The organism is Mesorhizobium sp. B2-4-1 (assembly GCF_006442185.1).
GTDB lineage: Bacteria > Pseudomonadota > Alphaproteobacteria > Rhizobiales > Rhizobiaceae > Mesorhizobium.
In genome coordinates, this window is the sequence record NZ_VFVN01000015.1 from 94,060 (window position 1) to 115,297 (window position 21,238).

Annotated in this window: 25 protein-coding genes and 2 pseudogenes; 20 read left to right on the top strand and 7 right to left on the bottom strand. The window is 61.6% G+C overall.

Annotation, left to right across the window (positions count from 1 at the left end):
* Positions 1-33: 33 nt before the first annotated feature.
* The 3 genes from FJ949_RS27615 (at position 34) to FJ949_RS27625 (ending at position 2,846) form a co-directional block, all read left to right on the top strand.
* On the top strand, positions 34-1,047 hold the full coding sequence (locus tag FJ949_RS27615) for an ABC transporter substrate-binding protein (RefSeq protein ID WP_140500828.1): 1,014 nt from the start codon (positions 34-36) through the stop codon (positions 1,045-1,047).
* A gap of 99 nt (positions 1,048-1,146) precedes the next feature.
* Positions 1,147-1,956 carry an ABC transporter ATP-binding protein gene (locus FJ949_RS27620; RefSeq protein WP_140500829.1) on the top strand — a complete coding sequence of 270 codons (810 nt, stop codon included), beginning with the start codon at positions 1,147-1,149 and terminating at the stop codon, positions 1,954-1,956.
* A gap of 11 nt (positions 1,957-1,967) precedes the next feature.
* Positions 1,968-2,846: an ABC transporter permease gene (locus FJ949_RS27625; protein WP_140500830.1), complete on the top strand. Its 879-nt coding sequence runs from the start codon at positions 1,968-1,970 to the stop codon at positions 2,844-2,846.
* 23 nt (positions 2,847-2,869) lie between these two features.
* Here the strand turns inward: FJ949_RS27625 and FJ949_RS27630 are convergent, their stop codons facing one another.
* From FJ949_RS27630 to FJ949_RS27640, 3 genes are all read right to left on the bottom strand, one after another.
* Positions 2,870-4,261, bottom strand: coding sequence for a sensor histidine kinase (locus FJ949_RS27630; protein ID WP_181172178.1), 1,392 nt, complete (start codon positions 4,259-4,261; stop codon positions 2,870-2,872).
* Position 4,262: 1 nt separating this feature from the next.
* Positions 4,263-4,937 (bottom strand): response regulator, encoded by a 675-nt coding sequence (locus tag FJ949_RS27635; RefSeq protein ID WP_140500832.1) that lies wholly within the window; start codon positions 4,935-4,937, stop codon positions 4,263-4,265.
* A gap of 263 nt (positions 4,938-5,200) precedes the next feature.
* On the bottom strand, positions 5,201-5,833 hold the full coding sequence (locus FJ949_RS27640) for an isoprenylcysteine carboxylmethyltransferase family protein (protein ID WP_140500833.1): 633 nt from the start codon (positions 5,831-5,833) through the stop codon (positions 5,201-5,203).
* 250 nt (positions 5,834-6,083) lie between these two features.
* Here FJ949_RS27640 and FJ949_RS27645 point away from each other — a divergent pair, with 250 nt between their 5' ends.
* From FJ949_RS27645 to FJ949_RS27725, 17 genes and pseudogenes are all read left to right on the top strand, one after another.
* Positions 6,084-6,335, top strand: a complete 252-nt coding sequence (locus tag FJ949_RS27645) for a hypothetical protein (RefSeq protein WP_140500834.1) — start codon at positions 6,084-6,086, stop codon at positions 6,333-6,335.
* 36 nt (positions 6,336-6,371) lie between these two features.
* Entirely contained in the window at positions 6,372-7,172 is an 801-nt protein-coding gene (locus FJ949_RS27650) for a hypothetical protein (RefSeq protein ID WP_140500835.1), read from the top strand.
* A gap of 128 nt (positions 7,173-7,300) precedes the next feature.
* Positions 7,301-7,810, top strand: a complete 510-nt coding sequence (locus FJ949_RS27655; RefSeq protein ID WP_140500836.1) for a cytochrome b/b6 domain-containing protein — start codon at positions 7,301-7,303, stop codon at positions 7,808-7,810.
* A gap of 118 nt (positions 7,811-7,928) precedes the next feature.
* Positions 7,929-8,606, top strand: coding sequence for a winged helix-turn-helix domain-containing protein (locus FJ949_RS27660; protein WP_140500837.1), 678 nt, complete (start codon positions 7,929-7,931; stop codon positions 8,604-8,606).
* On the top strand, positions 8,593-9,966 hold the full coding sequence (locus FJ949_RS27665) for an ATP-binding protein (RefSeq protein WP_140500838.1): 1,374 nt from the start codon (positions 8,593-8,595) through the stop codon (positions 9,964-9,966). Before FJ949_RS27660 ends, FJ949_RS27665 begins: the two co-directional genes overlap by 14 nt.
* Positions 9,967-10,070: 104 nt before the next feature.
* Entirely contained in the window at positions 10,071-10,676 is a 606-nt protein-coding gene (locus FJ949_RS27670; RefSeq protein ID WP_140500839.1) for a hypothetical protein, read from the top strand.
* 1 nt (position 10,677) lies between these two features.
* Positions 10,678-11,340, top strand: a complete 663-nt coding sequence (locus tag FJ949_RS27675; RefSeq protein WP_140500840.1) for an ABC transporter ATP-binding protein — start codon at positions 10,678-10,680, stop codon at positions 11,338-11,340.
* Positions 11,333-12,013 (top strand): ABC transporter ATP-binding protein, encoded by a 681-nt coding sequence (locus tag FJ949_RS27680; protein WP_140500841.1) that lies wholly within the window; start codon positions 11,333-11,335, stop codon positions 12,011-12,013. Before FJ949_RS27675 ends, FJ949_RS27680 begins: the two co-directional genes overlap by 8 nt.
* Positions 12,010-14,661 carry an ABC transporter permease gene (locus FJ949_RS27685; RefSeq protein ID WP_140500842.1) on the top strand — a complete coding sequence of 884 codons (2,652 nt, stop codon included), beginning with the start codon at positions 12,010-12,012 and terminating at the stop codon, positions 14,659-14,661. The genes FJ949_RS27680 and FJ949_RS27685 overlap by 4 nt, the downstream gene beginning before the upstream one ends.
* Before the next feature lie 193 nt (positions 14,662-14,854).
* Complete coding sequence (locus FJ949_RS27690; protein ID WP_140500843.1) at positions 14,855-15,109, top strand: DUF1344 domain-containing protein; 255 nt, start codon at positions 14,855-14,857, stop codon at positions 15,107-15,109.
* A 191-nt stretch (positions 15,110-15,300) separates the two neighbouring features.
* On the top strand, positions 15,301-15,639 hold the full coding sequence (locus FJ949_RS27695) for a hypothetical protein (protein WP_140500844.1): 339 nt from the start codon (positions 15,301-15,303) through the stop codon (positions 15,637-15,639).
* 274 nt (positions 15,640-15,913) lie between these two features.
* A complete protein-coding gene (locus FJ949_RS27700; RefSeq protein ID WP_140500845.1) occupies positions 15,914-16,822 on the top strand; it encodes a tyrosine-type recombinase/integrase in 909 nt (302 codons plus the stop codon).
* 30 nt (positions 16,823-16,852) lie between these two features.
* Positions 16,853-17,130 (top strand): annotated as a pseudogene (locus tag FJ949_RS27705) (transposase zinc-binding domain-containing protein); the annotation flags it as partial.
* Positions 17,131-17,345: 215 nt separating this feature from the next.
* Positions 17,346-17,576 carry a helix-turn-helix transcriptional regulator gene (locus tag FJ949_RS27710; protein ID WP_181172179.1) on the top strand — a complete coding sequence of 77 codons (231 nt, stop codon included), beginning with the start codon at positions 17,346-17,348 and terminating at the stop codon, positions 17,574-17,576.
* A 76-nt stretch (positions 17,577-17,652) separates the two neighbouring features.
* Positions 17,653-18,102: a MucR family transcriptional regulator gene (locus FJ949_RS27715; protein WP_140500846.1), complete on the top strand. Its 450-nt coding sequence runs from the start codon at positions 17,653-17,655 to the stop codon at positions 18,100-18,102.
* Between the two features lie 29 nt (positions 18,103-18,131).
* On the top strand, positions 18,132-18,422 hold the full coding sequence (locus tag FJ949_RS27720) for a hypothetical protein (RefSeq protein WP_140500847.1): 291 nt from the start codon (positions 18,132-18,134) through the stop codon (positions 18,420-18,422).
* A 188-nt stretch (positions 18,423-18,610) separates the two neighbouring features.
* Positions 18,611-18,916, top strand: a complete 306-nt coding sequence (locus FJ949_RS27725; RefSeq protein WP_140500848.1) for a DUF1236 domain-containing protein — start codon at positions 18,611-18,613, stop codon at positions 18,914-18,916.
* 215 nt (positions 18,917-19,131) lie between these two features.
* Here the strand turns inward: FJ949_RS27725 and FJ949_RS27730 are convergent, their stop codons facing one another.
* The 4 genes and pseudogenes from FJ949_RS27730 to FJ949_RS30920 all read right to left on the bottom strand — a co-directional run.
* Complete coding sequence (locus tag FJ949_RS27730) at positions 19,132-19,425, bottom strand: hypothetical protein (protein WP_140500849.1); 294 nt, start codon at positions 19,423-19,425, stop codon at positions 19,132-19,134.
* Positions 19,426-19,716: 291 nt separating this feature from the next.
* The gene (locus FJ949_RS27735; RefSeq protein WP_140500850.1) at positions 19,717-19,974 is read right to left on the bottom strand and encodes a DUF982 domain-containing protein; all 258 of its coding nucleotides are present in this window, start codon (positions 19,972-19,974) and stop codon (positions 19,717-19,719) included.
* 171 nt (positions 19,975-20,145) lie between these two features.
* Positions 20,146-20,355, bottom strand: a complete 210-nt coding sequence (locus FJ949_RS27745) for a hypothetical protein (RefSeq protein WP_140500852.1) — start codon at positions 20,353-20,355, stop codon at positions 20,146-20,148.
* 648 nt (positions 20,356-21,003) lie between these two features.
* A pseudogene (locus FJ949_RS30920) lies at positions 21,004-21,238 on the bottom strand (ATP-dependent DNA ligase); the annotation flags it as partial.

Sequence of the window (21,238 nt, forward strand, 5' to 3'; positions counted from 1 at the left end):
AGGGACGCGGGAAACGAACCAAGGGAAGAGGCCATGTCGCTTAAGCGAACACTGCTTGATTCAGCCGCTACAATCGCACTCGTCGCCACAATGGCCCTGTCCGCACAATCGGCTCGCGCCGATGAAAAGATCTCGATCATGGTGGGCGGCTACGAGAAGCAGATCTACCTGCCCGCCAAGCTGGCGGAAGAGCTTGGCTACTTCAAGGACGAGGGTCTCGACGTCGAATTGCTGAACGAGCCGGCCGGCGTCGATGCCGAAAACGAGATGCTGGCCGGAGCCGTGCAGGCCGTGGTCGGTTTCTACGACCACAGCATCGACCTGCAGGCGAAGGGCAAATTCGTTGAATCCGTCGTCCAGTTCAGCCAGGCGCCCGGCGAAGTCGAGCTCGTTTCAACAAAGCATCCGGAGATCAAATCGCCCGCCGACTTCAAGGGCATGAGCCTGGGCGTGACTGGCCTCGGCTCCTCGACAAACTTCTTGACGGAATATCTTGCCGTCAAGAACGGCTTGAAGCTCGGCGAATTCACCTCGGTTCCGGTCGGCGCCGGCAACACCTTCATCGCAGCCATGCAGCAGGACAAGATCCAGGCCGGCATGACGACCGAGCCGACTATCACCCGGCTTCTGAAGACCGGCGAAGCTTCTATTCTTGTCGACATGCGTACGATGGAAGGCACCAAAGCCGCGCTCGGCGGCACCTATCCGGCTGCTTCCCTCTACATGCAGACCGACTGGGTCGACGCCCACAAGGAGACAGTGCAGAAGCTGGCCAATGCCTTCGTCAAGACACTGAAGTTCATCAACACCCATAGCGGCGCCGAGATCGCCGACAAGATGCCGAAGGACTACTATGTCGGCGACAAGGAAGGCTATGTGAAGGCGCTGGACGCGGGCAAGGCAATGTTCACCGCCGATGGTGTCATGCCGGAAGGCGGCCCGGAAACGGTGCTGACCGTGCTCTCAGCCTTCAAGAAGGACCTACAGGGCAAGCAGATCGACCTGTCGAAGACCTACACCACCGAGTTCGTCAAGAACGTGAAATAGCCGACATCGCCGGCGCGAGCCTCGCGCCGGCATCCATCCTGTTTCCGCGTCCGGCGATCTCCCGCGCGGCGACCGCTGGGTTTTGGAGAGTTCTTTATCATGGCTGCCGAAAAAACCGTTCCGGCGATCGAGCTGATCAACGTCAGCCGCCGCTTCCTCTCCCCCACCGGAAAATCGCTGACAGCGCTGCGCGACTTCACCATGACGGTCGAGCGTGGCGAATTCGTCGCTGTCGTCGGCCCGACAGGTTGCGGAAAGTCGACGACCCTCAACCTGATCACCGGTCTGGCAAGCCCAAGCGCCGGCGAGGTTCGCGTGATGGGCGGTCCCGTCAAGGGGATAGACCCGCGTATTGGCTTCGTGTTCCAGACCGACGCTTTGTTCCCCTGGCGCACGGTGATCGAGAACGTGATGGCCGGACCGCTTTTTCGCGGCAAGCCTAAAGCGCAAGCCCAGGCCGAGGCGCGCGACTGGCTGGCGCGCGTCGGCCTGTCGCGGTTCGAGCAGCATTATCCACACCAGCTTTCGGGCGGCATGCGCAAGCGCGTGGCGCTCGCCCAGACCTTCATCAACGGCCCCGAGATTCTTCTCATGGATGAGCCGTTTTCCGCGCTCGACGTGCAGACACGCGTTCTCATGCATGAAGAGCTGTTGCGCCTCTGGTCCGAGGCCAAGGCCTCCGTGGTCTTCGTCACCCACGATCTGGAAGAGGCGATCGCGCTCGCCGACAAGGTCTATGTACTGACCGCCGGGCCGGCGACGGTGAAGTCGGTCTACACCATCGATCTGCCGCGGCCGCGCGTCGTCGCCGATATACGCTACGAACAGAGCTTCATCGATTATTCGCGCACGATCTGGGCCGACCTCAAGGAAGAGGTCGAGACCAGCTATGCACGCGCCGCGGCCTGAGGGAGAACATCATGACTGATGCTGCCATCGACATCGGCACCGGAAGCTTCAGGCCGGGAACCTCGGACGCCGAAATCGAAGCCGCCGCAGCCAAGGCAGCAACGCAGCGGCGCCGCACGGTGATCTTTTGGCGGATCGCCATCCTCGTCGTCTTCCTCGCTCTGTGGGAGATCGCCGCCCGCCTCGCCTGGATCGATCCGTTCTTCTACGCGATGCCGAGCACGATCGCCGAACGGCTCTACGAATGGATGACCGAGGGTACGTCCGAAGGACCGCTCTGGTACCATCTCTACGTGACCATGGAGGAAGCTACGATCGGTTTCGTCACCGGGTCGGTCGCCGGCATCATCATCGGCGTAGCACTCGGCCGCAACCGCATGGCCGCCGACATCTTCTCCATCTACATCAAGGTCATCAACTCCATTCCTCGCGTGGTGCTGGCGCCGATCTTCATCATGATCCTGGGTCTCGGCCTGGCCTCGAAAGTGGCGCTGGCCTTCGTCATGGTTTTCTTCGTCGTCTTCCATAACGCCTTCCAGGGCGTCCGCGAAGCCGACCGGGCGATGATCGCCAATGCCCGCATCCTCGGTGCCTCCAATTGGCAATTGACCCGTTCGGTGATCGTACCGTCGGCGATGAGCTGGATCTTCGCCAGCCTGCATGTCAGCTTCGGCTTTGCCATCATCGGCGCCATCGTCGGCGAGTTCGTCGGCTCGCGTTACGGCATCGGCCTGCTGATCAACATCGCCAAGGGTTCCTTCGACGCCGCCGGCATGTATGCCGCGATCGTCATCGTCATGGTGGTGGCGCTCGGCGCGGAATATCTGATGACGCTAGTCGAGGACCGGCTGGCGAAGTGGCGTCCCCAGCCCCTGCACGAGACGCAGTAAGCTGCGTAGAGTTCAGGACTGAATCAAGTGTGGGCTGGCGGGTGGGCCGGCAGCCTAACCTGCGCACTCAATCCAGGCGGCGGCCGGCGGTTGGCGAGTACGATGTGACCGTCATGCGAGGAGACGATCTCGCGCACGATGGCAAGACCCAGACCTGTGCCTTCGCTGCCGGCCTCGGAGCCACGGAAAAAGCGCTCGAACACCTTTTCCCGGTCGCCGTCAGGAATGCCGGGGCCGGTGTCCTCCACCTGCAGCACGACCCAGCCCGCCTCGTGGCCAATCCCTACCGTAACCGAGCCGCCTTGCGGCGTGTAGCGCAGGGCGTTGTCGACCAGGTTGACGACCAGCTCGCGTAGCAAGGTTGGATGTCCCCACACAGCCAGGCCATCTTCCCCGGACTCGAAGCCGAGGTCGATGTTGCGCGCCAGTGCCGCTTGCGCCAGCCCCTCGAGGGCATCCCTGGCCACGGCGCCGAAATCGACCTCGGATTTCATCAGCGACGCACTGCCCTGCTCGGCGCGGGCAAGTGAAAGAAGCTGGTTCGACAGGTGAGCCATGCCATCGACCGACATGTCGACCGCAGCCAGAACTTCATCCTTGGTTCCGATATCCGGTTCGCGCAGGCCGACGCTGACTTGCGTCTTCAACAGCGCCAGCGGCGTGCGTAACTGGTGGGCGGCGTTGGCGACGAACCGCCTCTGCGTGGCCATTTGGCGCTGGATGCGGTCGAAGGCCTCGTTCAGCGCCTCGACAAGCGGCCGCAATTCGCTCTGGACGGTATCGGTGGCGAAAGGTTTCAACTCCGCCGGATCGCGATCCATCACATCGTTGCGAAGCCGCAGGATCGGTGCCAGGCCACGGCGCAGCCCGAAAACGCCGAGCAGGCCGGCGGCCGCAACCAGCAGCACCTGATCGCGCAGCGCCTTGAGCCACAGGCTGGTCATCAGCTTGTCGTGCGCCCTAAGTGTCTGGCCGACCGCCACCGTCGCGTTGCCCGGGTTCTGCTTGCTGACGATGGGCTGGGCGATGGCGACCGCGTGAACGGGCTGATCGCGAAACGTCGTTTCGAAATAGACCGGTTTGAGATCAACAGGCTGCCCTGGCGGTGCGATAACGTCGGGATAGCCTGCAATGACCTGGCCGCGCGGCGTCGTCACGCGGTAGACGACGCGGTCGGGCTGATCGGAGGCGAACATTTCCAGCGCCGCCGGCGGGATCGGCGCTTCTAGCACACCGTCATTCTCGCGAATGTTTTCCGCGATCACCCGGGCCGACGCCAGAAGGGTTCGATCTGTGATCAGATTGGCGGTTTCCGCTGCGTTTTTGTAAGTCGTCCACACGTTGAACGAGACGACCGCCGTCAGTGGCACGACCAGCCAGCCGAGCAGTTCACGCTGGAGGCTTCTGCTCGCCATTCTATTGGCCATCGTCGATTTTGAGGGCGTAGCCTAGACCGCGAAGTGTGGTGATGGCCATGCCGCTGCCCTCGAGCTTCTTCCTGACGCGGTGGATGCAAATTTCCAGGGCATTCGGATTCGTCTCGTCGTCGAAGCCGAAGATGTTCTCAGCCAACACGGTCTTCTGCACCGGTCGTCCGGCGCGCATGATCAGTGTTTCAAGCACGGCGTGTTCCCTGGCCGTCAGATGAAGTGGTGTTTCACCGAGCACGAAGGTCCGCCCTTGTGTGTCGAAGGCGAGCCTGCCGAAGCGCACCATGGGATCGAAATTCGCCCGCCCGCGCCTGAGCTGGGCACGGACGCGCGCTTCGAATTCATCGACGTTGAACGGTTTGACCAGATAGTCGTCGGCACCACTGTCGAGGCCCCGAACCCGGCTCGATACGGCATCGTTGGCGGTGAGAATGATGACCGGAGTCGTGCTGCCGCGACCGCGCAGCCGCCGCAGCACCTCGATGCCGTCAAGATGCGGCAACGCCAGGTCGAGGATCACCAAAGCGTAGTCCTGGCTTGCTAGGGCGGCATCGGCATCATCGCCGCGAAAGACGCAATCGATCACGTAATTGTCGCGCCGCAGCAGGCGCGCCAGCCATGTCGACAATTCGCGATTGTCTTCCGCAAGTAAGATACGCATTTAATCCGTCTCAGCGCACGATAGCCACATCGCGAAAGAGTGCTTACATCTTGGTCCGGCGAAAATGCTTTGGCCAATGTTGGGAGATGGGTTTTCCGCGGACCGCCGTCCCGCTTAGTGCCTTCCCGGTAAATGACCATCCGATGTCGTAAATTCCGGTCTGCATTGCGCGATGTGCCGAAAATTAGTCGGTGCTCTTATGTTCCAGCTGATAGCGGCGAGCATGGCGAATGGCAGCAGACTTATGCATTGATCAATATTGATCAATAGAGCGTGAAAAACGTGGGCAGAAAGCCGCTGGCTCTGAAATACTCGATCGTCTCGATCGCGGGGAAGATGGCAAGGAAATAAAGCCCGTCATAGAACGTCCGCTTCAAGGCATGCGTTGAGAACTGCCGTTCGGCTTGGTCGGCAAACAGCAGCGGGTTCGGCCAGAAGCGCGGCGTTCGCTCAGCATACGCCGTGTAAGCGGGGCCAAACTTTTGCAGCAGGAATTCACCTTCCTTGCGCGCCGTCACCCGGAAAACCACGAAACTGACCAGGCCCAATGCCGCGGCCACCACGATGGATCCATACATCAACCCGATGCCCACCGCGCCCAACGTGGAGAAGAAATAGAGAGGGTTCTGGGTCATCGAAAATGGCCCGGCGGAAATCACTTCGGCGTTCTTCTTGCCGCCGACATAGAGAATGCTCCACAGACGGCCGCCGACGCAGATGAGGATGAGGACGCAGCCGAGCAGTTCGATGAACTCGTGTCCGCTCGACCCTTCGCTCAGCAAAGGCTTGGCAAACAACAGCAGCGCTATGGCGAGCACGGCCGCCACCTGGACAACGATCAGGCGCTTGTGCTGGTTGAACGCCTTCGGGGACGGCTTGGAAGTAGCGTAGGTCATTGGTGTTTCTCGCACGCCCGGCAAGCCTGTGGAACCGGGCAAAAGCATGTGCGCCCCGCACTAGCCACTACTCTTTCTGCCGATTGCTGGCGAGACGTCGGGCGCGTTTTTGTCGCTTCCGCGCCCATTCTTACGAAAATGTAAACTACGAGACAGATGCCGGTGAGGTCGCGTCCCTATGGTCGCTGTGCCGGTCGGCCTGGCCGGAGCCCGACGCCGGGAGACCGGCGCTCAACCAGGGAAAGCACCCATGAACAGACTGGTTCTCGCCTTCGCGCTCGCCGCGCTCGCCAGCCCGATTGCATCCGCCTCCGCCGCGCCGGCGCCTTGCGAAGAGACGCTCAAGAGCCTGCGCGCCGCGGAGGCTGAAGCGAAACTCACCGATGCAGACAAGACAAAAGTTTCCGAGCTGGAGACCAAGGGCATCGAGCGCTGCAACGCCGACGACGACAAGCGCGCCGACGACTTCTTCGCTCAGGCCATGAAAATTCTGGGCAAGTAAGTCCACTCTACCCCCCTTCAACGACAGGATACCGCCATGCTCTCGCCAGCCGCCCAACGTGTCGCGCCTGCCCTAAACCGGGTTCCCGATGTCACCGTTGATTTCTGGCTGATCAAGCTGATGGCGGTGACCATGGGCGAGACGGCGGCCGACTATCTTGCCGTCAATCTCGGCCTCGGGCTCACCGTCACCTCGCTGATCATGACCGGTATCCTGGTTGTCGCGCTCATCCTGCAGTTTGCGCAGAAACGCTACGTGCCGTGGGCCTACTGGCTGGCGGTGGTGCTGATCAGCATCGTCGGCACGCTGGTCACCGACAACCTCGTCGACAATTTCGGCGTGCGGCTCGAAACGACGACCATCGCCTTCAGCATCGCGCTCACCGCGACATTTTCGGTCTGGTACGCCAGCGAAAGAACGCTGTCGATCCACACCATCGTCACCACCAGGCGTGAGATCTTCTACTGGCTGGCGATCCTGTTCACCTTTTCGCTCGGCACCGCCGCAGGCGACCTCGTGGCGGAAAGCTTCGACATGGGCTACCTCACAACGGGTCTGTTGTTTGGTGGCGTCATCGCGCTCATCGCCTTTGCCTATTATGTCCTCAGACTGGACGGCATCCTTGCCTTCTGGCTCGCCTATATCCTGACGCGGCCGCTTGGCGCCTCATTCGGCGACCTGCTCTCGCAACCGGTCGAATATGGCGGCCTCGGCTTCGGCACCACCTTGACCAGCATCCTCTTCCTTGGCTGCATCGTCGCCCTTGTTCTCTACATGACGCTGAAGCGGGGCGTCGACCAGACCGACGAAATCCTGCTTCAATCGGAACAAGAATAAAGTGGCTGCATGACGCTGCAAGGAACACCACGGACAGGGTCGTATAGCGGATCTACCGACACCCCGATCAATCCCTTGGCCTAGCTTCGCGATCAGCAGCTATCGTCAGCGACCGCATGGACAGAAAAATGAACTCCGATAAATTCGGCTATAGCCGTCTTCAGATTGGTCTGCATTGGACGATAGCAGTGCTTGTCCTGTTTCAGCTCTTGTTTGGAGAAAGCATGACCACGTTTGTCGACGCCGCGGCGGACGGACGTCAGCTGTCGCCATATGAGCAAACCATGGGGTCTGCTCATTACTGGGTTGGCTGGTCGATCCTGGTGCTGGTGTTGGTCCGCTTGGCCATCCGCATCCTCGCCGGCGCGCCACATGCGCAATCGACAATGCCGCGGTGGATGGCTTTCGCCTCGAGAGCAACGCATGTGCTGTTCTATTGTCTTCTCATCGGTGTCCCTGTTTCCGGGCTTCTGGCCTTCTATGTCTGGGACTGGATGGGAGATGTCCATGCCTTGGCCAAGCCGGTATTTGTCGTCCTGATCTGCCTTCATGCCGGTGCAGCATTTTTCCACCATTTTGTTCTGAAAGACACCGTGCTTCGCCGCATGCTTGTTCCCGCAAGAGATCCTGCCAGATGATGTTGTGGGCACGTACAACGGCATGAGCAGCCTAGGGCCGACCGATTTTCTAGGAACGGGTCGCGGCTGGTGATAGAGTGCCACCTCGATAAAAAGTCGGCAACAGACCGGAACGACGATGCGACTTCTCCTTGTTGAGGATGATCCACGGACTGCTGACTACGTCGTCAAGGGACTAAGCGAAGCCGGGCATGTTTGCGACCTGTTGCGCAATGGCCATGACGCGCTGTTTGCCGCGACATGCGACGCCTATGACGTGATCATCGCGGATCGGATGATTCCGGGCCTGGACGGCCTGTCAATGATCAAGGCGGTGCGTGCCGCCGGGGTGCGAACGCCGGCGATCTTCTTGACCTCGGTCGGCGGCGTCGACGACCGGGTCGAGGGCCTCGAAGCCGGCGGCGACGATTACCTCGTCAAGCCATTCGCCTTTTCCGAGCTGCTTGCCCGCATCAACGCCCTTGGCCGCCGGCCGGCGGCGCAGGAGCAGAAGACCGCCTTGCGGGTCGCCGATCTCGAAATGGACCTGATCATGCGCCGCGTCACCAGGCAGGGCCAGGCGATCGACCTGCAGCCGCGGGAATTCAGCCTGCTCGAAGTGCTGATGCGCGGCGAAGGCCGGGTGATTACCCGGACCATGCTGCTGGAACGCGTCTGGGACTTCCATTTCGACCCCAAGACCAGCGTGGTCGAGACCCACATCAGCCGGCTGCGGGCCAAGATCGACAAGCCGTTCGAGGCCCAGCTTATCCACACTGTCCGCAACACCGGCTACAGTTTGCATGCGACGGTTTAACCTTCTGCGCAGCACGCCTTTCCGCCTTGCCCTGACCTTCGCCTTCCTGTTCGTGCTCGCCTTTATCCTGTCGGGCGCTATCGTCTACCGGCTGATGAGCGCCGATCTTGCCGCGCGGCTCGATGAATCCATCAAGGAGACCTATTCCGTGGTGGCGGCGACTTACGCCGAAAGCGACCTGGAGGATCTGGTTGCCACCGTCGACAGCCACGCCGCGCTCTCAACCAAGAAAGAGCGGCTGTTCTCGCTGACCGAGCCGGCCGGCAATCATCTCGCCGGAAACTTCACCGCGGCAGACCTTCCCGACGGCTTCTCGATGTTTGACGCCACCATGCCCGGCGTGCCGGCCGGCACCGTCTACCGGGCCTGGTCCGGTTCGGTTCGCGGAAACAATCTGACGGTCGCCTTAAGCCTTGCCGAGACCGAGGAGCTGGAAACCATCGTGCTGATGAGCTTTGGCTGGGGAACCCTCATCATCTCCGGTCTGGCGGTGGCCGGAGGCGCCTTGCTGGCGTCCCGCGTCCAGCGACGCCTCGACGGCATCGCCGCCACCATGGTCGACGTGTCGCATGGGCGGCTTGACGCCCGCATTCCCCTGGTTGGCAACGGCGACGATATCGACGGGGTTTCCGCCCAGGTCAACGCAGCGCTCGACCGGCTGTCGGCGCTGGTCGAAGGCATGAAGCAGGTCAGCGCCAACATCGCGCATGATTTGAAGACGCCGCTGAACCGGCTGCAGATGATTTTGGAAGCCGCCGCAGACAAGACCGCTTTGGGCGAAGCGGTTTCCGATGATTTGGCGGACGCGCGCGCGGAGGGTCTTCAGATCAATGAGACTTTCGATGCACTGCTGCGCATCGCCCAGATCGAGGCTGGAGCGCGCAAGGCACGCTTCATCGATCTGGACCTCAATGGCGTCGTCGAGAGCATTGCCGAAATCTATGCGGACGTTGCCGAGGATGACGGAAAGTCGCTGACGGCAAAAATCTTTCAAGGCACACAATGCCAGATCCACGGCGATTGGGAATTGTTGACGCAGATGTTCGCCAATCTGGTGGAGAACGCCTTGCGGCATTGCCCGGCAGGCACCGTTATCGAATTATCGGTGATCCGGCACGATGACCGCATTCTTGCGAAAGTCGGCGACGACGGGCCCGGCATTCCAACCGAGGAGCGCGAAAAAGTATTTCAGCGGCTCTACCGGCTGGACAACAGCCGCACGACGCCGGGCAATGGCCTTGGCCTGAGCCTGGTGCGCGCCATAGCCGATCTGCACGGCGCATCCATTGCCCTGGAAGACCGTCATCCCGGCCTTGCGGTGGTCGTCAGTTTTCCTGGTGCGAAGTCGTCGGCTGGCTAGCCACTGCCCTCCAAGCTTACCAATCCGTATGAACCAGGCGACATGCCTGTAAGCTTGGCGCGCGATAATGAGTGCATTCGCCGTTCAACTCGAAAGGCCGCTAAATGATGTCCGCTCATCGAAAAATCAGCCGGATTCCGTCGATCCTTACCGTCGCTGCATGTCTGGGGGCTGCCGTCGCGATTGCTCCAGGTTTCGGAAGTCTGCCGGCGTCGGCGGCCGAAAAGGCGGTCCCTGCTGAAAAGAACCCTCCTGGCGATATTCCCGATACGCAGGTCTTCATCGACTATGTCTCACCGCAAGGGTTCACCATGAAGGTGCCGGAGGGGTGGGCGCGCTCGGACAATGCCGATGGCGCAAGCTTCGTCGACAAGCTCGACGGCGTCGTTGTTTCCGCGGCAAAGGCGGACGCCGCACCGACCGTCGAAAGCGCCAAGGCGGACTATGTTCCGAAGCTCCAATCCACCGGTCGAGCCATCCGGGTGACGACGGTCAAGCAGGTCAAGCTGCCGGCGGGCCCGGCAATCCGCATCGTCTACACGTCCAACTCCGAACCAAATGCGGTGACCAACAAACAGGTCCGCCTGGAGAATGAGCGCTACCTCTATTTCAAGGACGGCAAGCTCGTCACGCTCGAACTCTATGCGCCGAAGGGCGCCGACAATGTCGACCAGTGGCAGTTGATGTCCAACTCGTTGCGGTGGAAGTGACATGCACGCGCTGGACGCGCACGAACTCTATCGGTTCTTCCACATCGGGGACGACGAGACCGCCGCTCTGCGCGGTGTAAGTTTCCAGCTGTCGGCCGGTGAGATCGTCGCCCTGACGGGGCCGTCCGGCAGCGGCAAGTCGACCTTGCTGGCCTGCGTAACCGGCCTCGACGAGCCGGATGGTGGCCATGTCGAGGTGGGCGGCATGCGTTTGACCCGGCGATCGGAGCCCGAGCGCACGCGCTTTCGCGCCGCCAATTTCGGCATCCTCCTGCAGTCCGGCAATTTATTTGGCCACCTGAGCGTCGAACAGAACGTCCGTTTGCAGATGCTGCTGGCGGCGAAGCCGGACGAGAAACGAATCGGCGCCCTGCTGGAAAGCGTCGGCCTGTCGCATCGCGCGCGCGCATTTCCAACCGAGCTTTCGGGCGGTGAGACGGCGCGCGCCGGCCTTGCCGTGGCGCTGGCCGCGGATCCCCCCATTCTGGTTGCTGACGAACCGACTGCGGAGGTCGACCGCGACACCGAATCAGGGCTGATCGAGCAGTTCGAGGCCAGACGCGAAGCCGGATTGGCAACGCTGCTTGCAACCCACAGCAAAGCGCTGGCGCAAAGAGCCGACCGGATCATCCGTCTGAGAGACGGGAGAATCGACGGTGAGTAGGCCGCTCGTTGTCGGCAAAGGTCTTGGCCGCGACTTTCATGACGGGAATGCTGGCCGGATCACCGTTTTGCGCGATGTCGACTGCGAGATCGCGGCGGGCGCGCGCATTGCCCTCGTCGGGCCCTCCGGCAGCGGCAAGACAACGCTGCTGCACATTCTTGGCGGGCTGGACCGGCCGACAGCCGGCGCCATCGAATGGCCGGGGCTTGGGACGTTCGAGCAACTGCGGCCGCGTCAGGTCGGATTTGTGTTCCAGTCACCCAGCCTGTTTCCCGCTCTCACCGCGGCTCAGAATGTCGGCCTGCCCATGGTGCTTGCCGGCGAAGCTGCGGCCGCAGACGAAACAGCGGCAGCCCTGCTGGATTCGTTCGGCCTCGGCGAGCTTGGCGACAAACTGCCGGAGGAATTATCCGGCGGACAGTCGCAGCGCATTGCCATGGCCCGTGCGCTAGCCATAGGCCCCAAACTCGTTCTTGCCGACGAGCCGACCGGGCAACTCGACAGCATCACGGCGCAATTCTTTTTCGACACCGTGCTCGATCGCCTGGAGGGCACGGACATCGCCCTCGTCGTGGCGACGCATGATGAAGCCGCGGCCGCCCGGATGGCGACGCGGTGGACAATGGATCATGGCAGGCTGATCGCGGGGCGACCGAGAAGCGAGGCGGCATGATGCTGCTGTTGTGGATCCGCGGTGTTCTCGCCCGCCGTTTGCTGCGCGTCGCCGGTGCCGCGGCAGGTGTTGCGCTGACTGTGGCACTGCTGGCGGTGATGGCGCTCTTTCTCGCCAGTTCCGGCACCTCGATGACGGCGCGCGCCATATCGGCCGTGCCGATCGACTGGCAGGTTCAGGTGATTTCCGGTGCCGACCCGGAGCTGATCGGCAGGGCACTGGCGGAGGCCGCGCCGGTCAAGGCCGCGCACCAGGTCCGCTATGCGGATGTCGCCGGTTTTGAAGCCCAGACTAGCGGCACGACACAGACCACCGGGCCGGGTCAGGTCATCGCCTTCGACAGCTTCTATGCGAAAGACTTTCGGGCGGAAGTCCGGCCACTTTCCGGCAACACCGACGGCGTTCTCATTGCCCAGCAGACGGCGGCCAACCTTCATGTCGGCCCAGGCGACACGGTGTCGATCAAGCGGGTCGGGCTGCCTCCGGCAGAGGTGAAAGTCGCCGGTGTGATCGACCTCCCCGACGCCGATTCGCTGTTCCAGGCAGTGGGCCTGCCGCCTCAGGCAGCTCCACAGGCGCCGCCCGACAATGTGCTCGTGCTGCCGCGGCAAGACTGGCAGCAATTGTTCGACCCGCAGCAGAAAATACGCCCCGACACCGCCCGGCTGCAATGGCATGTGCGGCTCGCCCGTGAGGCGCTGCCGCCGGATCCCGTCGCCGCCTATACGTTCGTAACCGGTGCGCAGAGGAATCTCGAGGCGCAAACCGTCGGTCAGGCTCTGGTCGCCGACAATCTCGGCTCCCGCCTCGGAGCAGTTCGCGAGGATGCGCTTTATGCCTCCGTCCTGTTCCTGTTTCTCGGGCTGCCCGGCATTGCGCTAGCCATTGCCCTCACCTTTGCGGTCACCTCGTCCGGTGCTACGCGCCGGCGCACAGAGCAGGCGCTGCTGCGCGTCCGCGGCGCGACGACGAGAACAATCCTGTCCCTGTCGGCGGCCGAGGCCGCAATCGCCGTAGCCGGCGGAACCGCGCTCGGCATAGCCGCGGCGTTGCTCTTCGGCCGCATCGCTCCAGGCTTGCACGTAACGGCGAACACGAGCGGTCCGACACTGCTTGTTGTCGCCTTGTTCGGGTTGCTTGTCGGTTTCATCGCCTTTCTGTTTCCTGTCTGGCGCGACGCGTGCTGGGTAACTGTCAGTGCCGCGCGGCGCACCGTCACCCGCACCGGGACGCCACTCTGGCAGCGCCTGTGGCTCGACATCATTCTGCTCGCGGCAGCCGGGCTCTTCTTCTGGCAGTCGGCAAGCACCGGGTACCAGATCGTGCTTGCCCCCGAGGGCGTTGCCGCCACCTCTGTCGACTACAAGGCGTTCATCGCGCCGGCGCTGTTCTGGCTGGGCATGGCGCTGCTGACCGTGCGGCTGTCAGGCGCCATCATCGCGCGCAACGGCAGCGGACTTCGGGCGATCATTGCGCCGGTCGCCGGACCCCTCACGGCTGTCGTATCGGCCGCGCTGTCGCGGCAATCGCGGCGCCTGACCGTCGGCATCGCCATGACCGCGCTGGCGATCTCCTTCGCCACGTCGACCGCGATCTTCAACACCACCTACAACGCGCAGGCGCGCATCGATGCCGAACTGACCAACGGCTCCGACGTCACCGTCTTCGGCACATCGGACAGGCCGGCTGGGGCACATCTGACATCGCTGGCCTCGCTGACCGAGGCAGCGGCGGCAGAGCCCATGCAGCACCGTTTCGCCTATGTAGGCGCCGACCTGCAGGATCTCTATGGCATCGACCCCCGGCACATCGAACGCGCGACGGGCCTTTCCGACGCCTATTTCAGCGGCGCCGACGCGGCCAGCACGCTCGACCAGCTCACCCTAACGCCCGACGGTGTTCTGGTCTCGGAAGAGACCGTGCAGGACTTCCAGCTCCAGCAAGGCGACACGATCAATCTTCGGCTCATCGATGCAAAAGATCACCAGTATCATCCCATCGCCTTCAAGTTCATCGGCGTCGCGCGCGAATTTCCGACCGCGCCGAAGGACTCCTTCCTCGTCGCCAACGCCGCCTATGTCGCCCGCATGACCGGGTCGGATGCATCCGAATACGTCCTGATGCGGGCAAGGGCCGATCCGGCAGCGCTCGCACAGCAGGCCGCTTCGGCGCTCTCCTTCGATCCGTCGCTGAAGGTCACCGACATCGGCCAGGCCGCGCATCTCATCGGCTCGAGCCTGACGGCGGTCGACCTTGGCGGACTGACGACGATCGAACTGGGATTTTCCGTCGTCATGGCGGCTGCCGCGGCCGGCCTGATGCTGGCATTGGGGTTCATCGAGCGCCGCAGGACCTTCGCCATACTGAGCGCCATCGGCGCCAAGCCCCGGCAATTGGCGGCCTTCCTGTGGGGTGAAGGCCTCCTCATCCTCGTCGGTGGTTTCGCATTCGGTCTTCTGTCGGGCTGGGTGACGGCGTGGATGCTGGTGAAGCTGTTGACCGGCGTGTTCGACCCGCCCGAAGCGCTGTCGATCCCCTGGGCCTATCTCGGGGTCGTGCTCAGCCTTGTCGCCGCTTCGGTCGTCGCCGCGGTCCTGTCGGCCAGGCCTTCATCCGGACAGGACGCCCAGCACTTGCGGGATCTATGACAATCCGCGCCGGACTTACCCATTTGTAAAGTCCCGGCCATCTCCCCGAAAACTCTGCCGCATAAGCTCGATCCCATCTTCTCTCGATGAGAGAAATGATCCGGCAAGCCCTACCGCCCCGGATTGTCACCGTTGCCGCTCAGGCGCCAACAGCCCTTTCGGCATCGCAACGAAACCAAACGGGAAAACCAAAATGAAAAAATCAGTCATCGCAACCGCAATGGTACTGGCCCTCGCATCTTCAAGCGGTGCCTTCGCCAAGGCAGTCACCGGAACGATTGTAAGTGTCGACAAGAGTGGCGATTCGATCACGCTGTCCGACGGCAAGACGTTCATCTTGCCGGAAGGCATCGAGGCCGAGACGCTCAAGGTTGGTGAAAAGGTCGTCGTGACCTACTCGACCAAGGCCGGCAAGCTGGCGGTTTCGAGCATCCAGCCCGCCAAGTAAGGCTGACGAGAAGCTCATCGGCAGGCAGTGTACCTCACGCCTGCCGGCGAGTGCTCCCACCCGCCGTCAAGACTTTGGACGCCAAGGGCGAACTCTCTGGTCCTTCGGCGCAATTTGCCGTAAGGCGCCTCGCTACAGATGGCGGCCAGGACGAATGGGGGCTCTTGGCCAGCGGTCAGGATATATTTGCATTGGGCGATGACCTGACACTGAGGACGCTCGCCGAAATCGCCTACTTTTCCCACCAGGGCGGTGGCGAAACGAACGCGGTAAGCGCGACGATCGGCGCTGAGCTTCAACGGGGGGCCTGGATTGGGTCGCTGGCAGCGGCCGTCCACAACCACCTGGGTAGCGACGCCGGCACCGACACGTTGTTCACAACCAGCCTTGGCCGCGAGTTCGAATTCGAGCCAACGGGAGCGTTTCGCGTCGATGTCGCGTACGCCCGAAGCCGCACAGATGGCGAAGCCGGCAACACGTTTGGCCTGAGCTTGCACAAGGATCTCGCCTGGTCTTCCAGCACAGATTGAGCTGTGAGGGTCGGCAATGCGCGTAAAAAGGGCAGCATCGGGATGCGCAACTCGGCTGGGGGCGCTAGGCACAAAGTTCGAAAAGCTTCCAAAAACCCCGTCGATGGCCAATTGTAGAACCGTCTGACGTCCGCTTTGGGGCCGTTGAACGAACCCGCTGCGCGGGAGGGCGCCTGCGGTTGAGGTGGAGATCAAGAGCCGATCGTCGCGCTCGCATTGAGGGTAGTTCGGTAGCGGCAGAGCATCACGGGCTTCTTCAATAAGGAGCCTGACCATGCCCTATCCTGTTCTTGATGCCCCCATCAGTCCACTTCGTCAGCGGCTGATCGACGACATGAACATGCGGCGTTTCTCACGCGAGACGCAGCGCAACTATCTCCGCGATATCGGGCGCCTGGCGACATTCCTCGGGCGGTCGCCAGACACCGCTACCGCCGATGCCCTGCGCAGGTTCCAGATCGAGCAGCAGGAAGGCGGCGTTCCCGTGCCGACGATGAACAGCATCGTGTCGGCGCTGCGCTTCTTCTTCACCCAAACGCTCGACCGCCCGGACCTGGCGCGTCGGCTCGTCCGGCTGTCGCATCCGCGCAACCTGCCCGTGGTGCTCAGTCGCGACGAGGTGGCCCGGCTGCTCAACGCCACCACCTGCCTCAAACACCAGGCAGCACTGTCGGTTGCCTATGGCGCGGGCCTGCGTGTCGCCGAGGTGTCGATGCTGAAGGTTGCCGACGTCGACAGCGAGCGCGTGCTGCTGCGCGTCGAGCGTGGCAAGGGCGGGCGCTATCGCAACGCCATGCTCTCGGAGGACCTACTCACGCTTCTGCGTGAGTGGTGGAAGGTCGGACGTCAGCAGGGCGTGATGCACCGCGACGGCTGGCTGTTCCCCGGACAGCACGCGATGAAGCCGATCAGCACGCGGCAGCTCTATCGCACCGTCGTCGAGGCGGCCCGGGCCGCCGACATCGCCAAGCCGGTCGGGCCGCACACACTGCGTCACAGCTTTGCCACCCACCTGCTGGAGGACGGCACCGACATCCGCATCATCCAGGTCCTGCTCGGGCATGCCAAGCTCAATAACACCGCCCTTTACGCGAAGGTGGCGACCCGGACGGTACGTGCCGTGACGAGCCCGCTCGACAAGCTCGGGCTGTTCAAGCCGGGAGAGGTCTCGCCCGACATCTGAGCCGTGCGCGCCTCGATCGAGGTCGCCGACATCTTCCGTGCTGCCGGACCCGCTTACCGGGCCGCCCATGCAGGTCACCTGAGCCTCGCCCAGCTCAAGGTCATGTCGGCGATCGAGTATGCCGCACCGCAGCCCTTGGCGGTCACGTCGAGGCTTGCGAGGACTGCGGCCAATGGCGGATCGCCTACAACTCCTGCCGCAACCGGCACTGTCCGAAGTGCCAGGGTGCCACGGCGCGGACATGGCTTGCCGAGCGCGAGGCCGACCTGCTGCCGGTCGGCTACTTCCACGTTGTCTTCACGCTGCCGGTCGAGGTCGCCGACACGTACGAAGCTCTTCGACTGTGGATTGCGGGGACAGTTGGGCATGCCTTCGGCGGCAGCCCGAACAGCGGTGTTCGGCATCTAGATAGCTCCCTTATTAGCGATTTTCGCTATGGATAACGATATGCGCTTGTTAACACTAACGCAAGCGATTTTCGCTAGGACTAGCGGATAATGACATCGCGTGATAGGGTGTCCTTATGATGAACCCAGCCCAATGCCGCGCTGCTCGCGCCCTTCTTAACTGGTCGCAGCAGGAGCTTGCAGACGCGTCGAAGATTGGGAACGCGACTATCCGCAATTTCGAGGCAGGCCGGTCAGAGCCGCAGCATGCGACCCTCGTCGTGTTGCGGAGAACATTCGAGGGTGCCGGCGTCGTCTTCATCGACGCCAACGGCGACGGCGCGGGCGTCAGGTTGAAGAAGCCGTAAGGCACGTTTTCCGAAGGTTGCGCTCTCTCAGCGCAACTAATAGAGATACATCAACGCAACCAGGACAAATTTTCAAATGCCAGAAGTGAAATACGGAAACGCTGAGGAGCTTATTGAACTGACGGCCGATATTGTTTCAGCGTTCGTGAGCAACAATGCCCTGCCAGTCTCGAATTTAGGCGATCTGATCGCGTCTGTTCACGCTTCGCTTTCTTCGCTTAGCAAGGATGTGCCGCCGGTTGCTGAGCAACTTAGCCCAGCAGTTAATCCAAAGAAGTCCGTCACGCGAGATTTCATCGTCTGCCTTGACGACGGCAAGAAGTTCAAATCGCTGAAGCGTCACCTCGCTGGACTCGGCATGACCCCGGACGAATATCGCGCCAAGTGGAAGCTGCCAGCCGACTATCCAATGGTGGCGCCGAACTATGCGGAACAGCGGTCCGCTTTGGCGAAGGCCTCTGGTCTTGGGCGGAAGCCGATTGCTCCGAAGAAGGCTCCTGCGAAAAGGACGGCCAAGGCGGCCTGACGCAAAACTGACGCCTGCCCTTCGAATCCATGACCCGAGCATCCTTCGCCGAAGAGCTAGAAAGTGCCGCCGACCGCATTGCGGACATGTCGCGGGCGGATCTTCAAATCATCCTTCGTCGCACTGCCCTGATGCTCCGAAACGTAGCTGGCGTCCCCCTGGAGCCGGCGACGGACGATGCGCTGAACTCCACCGCAGCTGAAATGAAGATCGGCCGGTCGGATCTTATTCAGATCATCTTGCGTGAGTGGCTGGAGACGAACGCCTATCTGCCCGTGCATGAGATCGACGATGACACCCACACGGACCGGAGCGCCTGAAGGCGACTTCCGCGGTACCAGTTGCTCGTCTGGCTCGGCTAAATTGGGAGTCGGCCCCATTCATTCGGGAAAAGTGGTCCGTACAGTAGCGTTGGCTTGCTTGCTAAAACCGGGAACAAAGAGGCGGCCTGCTCCTTATATGCCTGGCGAACAATCGATCGCCAGATCATTGATAGGATGAGATCACCATGAAAAAGTATGTGACCAGCTTAGCGGCGGGTGCAATTGTGATGTCGGGCATCGGCGTGGCAATGGCCGACACCATCATTGTCAAGCCGGAGGACCAGAAGGTGTACCGGGAATACGTCCATAAAAATCCGCTCGCCTCCATCAAGCTCCCCGGCGTCGAGTTGAACGTCGGCACGAAACTCAACGACCAAGTAGAGCTTCGCGAAGTGCCAAACGAGAAATACCGATATACCGTGATTGAAGGACGAACCGTTCTGGTCGATCCGGACACTCGCGAAGTCGTCCAGGTATTGGACGACAACTAACCGACTCTCTGGCCTGCGCAACAAGCACGGCCATCCCGGCACGACTGCGCTGCCAACTGACGCGACGTAAGGAATCAGCTATGGCTAATGTGCGGCGGCAACCCCAACTTGCCGCCGAGGCCAGCGCGATTTTAGGCAATTGCTTCACCGGCATCGCGCTGGCCACTCTCAGTAAGAACCCCATTGGGTTCAACCGCCAGCCCTCAAGGCCTTAGTCACCCTCTGAAGCGCTCGGTGGTCCAATGGATCTTTCCCCCGACCTTCGTCGGCTTGTGAATCATCAGGCGCTTCGGCAGGTGCTCGGGATGCACTTCAAGCAGCGTGATCGTCACCTGCGGCTTGCACCGGCTGCAATCGAATTTGAGCGACAGCGGGTCGACGCCGCCGCCATAGACCATCATCAAGTCGGCTGAACGGCAGTAGCGGACGTTACCGCAGCTGCATTCCGCCTTGACGAGCATATTGTGCCGGGTCGCCTTGCCCAGCGTGTCGATCGGATCGTGCGCCATGAGAACGAATAAGGAACATTTTCCTAGATGGTCAAGCTGGCATCTTGGAAAATCGTCACCGTCAGGGCGGCTTTGACACTACGGCTGGATAGCGCGTTAGGCCGGTATCCCCCGGAATTCTGGATGATAGCCCAGACGAAAAGCCCAAAGACCGCGGCCATGGCGGCAATAATGGCTATGACGACCGCAGTCCTCTTTTGATCCGACGTCATTACCTCAGTGTAAAGCGGGGGGAACGGTCGTTAAGAAGATGATGCGCCAAATCGACGAGGACGGCGGTCTCTTCCTTCTTTAGTCATCCCCTTCATGATGAGCCCGCAGCATACCCGCCTCGATAGCAGCCCGCCTGAAGCATCTTCTCGCCTCTTGAGGTGTCGCCTGGTCAACCAGTGCGTTCATGCATGTGCGCACTGCCTGGTTCCACTTAGGGCCGCGCTTGGTCCAGCTGAAGAGATGCTCGGCGGCGGCCTCGACATTGCTGACTACGTAAGTCATATCGGTCTGCTCGCCGCTGACAGGGACCGGTGGGGTGAACCAGTGGAGGGCCATTAAAGGTCACCTCGGGCCGCCCTACGTTTCAGGTCGGCAGCATTGAGGAGATCGACCAAATCGTCGGCATACTCCATTTCGAGACCTTCGGCGGGTGTGCCATACACATCAGCCGGCTGCCCGGTGAACACATCGAACACCGTCCAGGTCCCGTCTGGTTCCTTCCTGAGGTCAAATCGCTGCTGCGCCATGAGGGTTAATTAGGGTTCCCTTATGAGCCTCTTCAATGGCGTCCAGCAGTAAGGTTAGCGTTGGCGGCAGCGCAGGTTCAGCCTCCAACCCGAAGACCTTCTGTACTTGTCGACGATTGTCCTCGTTGCGTATCAAATCGCGAAGATGGTCGGCGACGGTCTTGTGACCGGCTTTATCGCGCTTGGCCATTAAGCTGTCCCCGACATCCCCGCAACGTTTTTGTCCGACAAATGGTTCCCCCTGCGGGATCGTGACGGCACCTAGCAAGATTAGCAAGCTTCCGAGCAAACCCCGCATTTCGGCATCCTTCGCCGATACGGATGAAGATACACCCGATAGGTGCCCTTATCCAGGATAAGTGCTTTCGGCCTACATTAGCGCAAGCTAAAGGTATATAGTGACGCTGACGATATCAGTCGCCGTTGGAGGAACCTTTCGGTGCATGCGGTCGGAAGAGGACAAGTGACGTGCTTTGCAGGCGTGATAGCCACGGCTGCGGCACTTGACGGAGGCGGGGCGTCAGCCCACGGCCCGGATCGGAATTGGGGCTATCCACCGGCTTGCTGCCACGGTGATCCGGTCACTGGCGACTGCGGGCAAATTCCCAGCGCCACTGTGACGCCCCAGCCAGATGGCTACGTGATTATTCTGCGTCCAGGCGACCATCAAAAAGTCACGCATCAGAACCGCTACTTCGTGCCGTACAATGTCGTAATCCCCTCGGGGGATGACAACTTCCACATCTGCCTGCATCCCACGGAAGAAGACGAAAACTGCTTCTTCGCGCCAGCCGACGCGATGTAGCTGGGCACCCCGACAGACCTGCGCAGGCGCTAATCATACCACTCGAAAGTCCTTCAGCTTGGCGTGGCGCAGCTTTTCCTCGCCTTTCAGGAATTTGACCCGGCCGACCAGACCCGGCTTGAGCCATTCGGCCTTTTCCTTTTTCAGTCGTCGCGAAGCTTCCGGGCTCCAATCGGGCAAACAGCCGGTTTGTTCCGCGATAAACGCAAAAAACCCGCCCCGGCGTGAGCCGAGACGGGCTATTGAGCCGACGTTGCGGGAGGGAGGG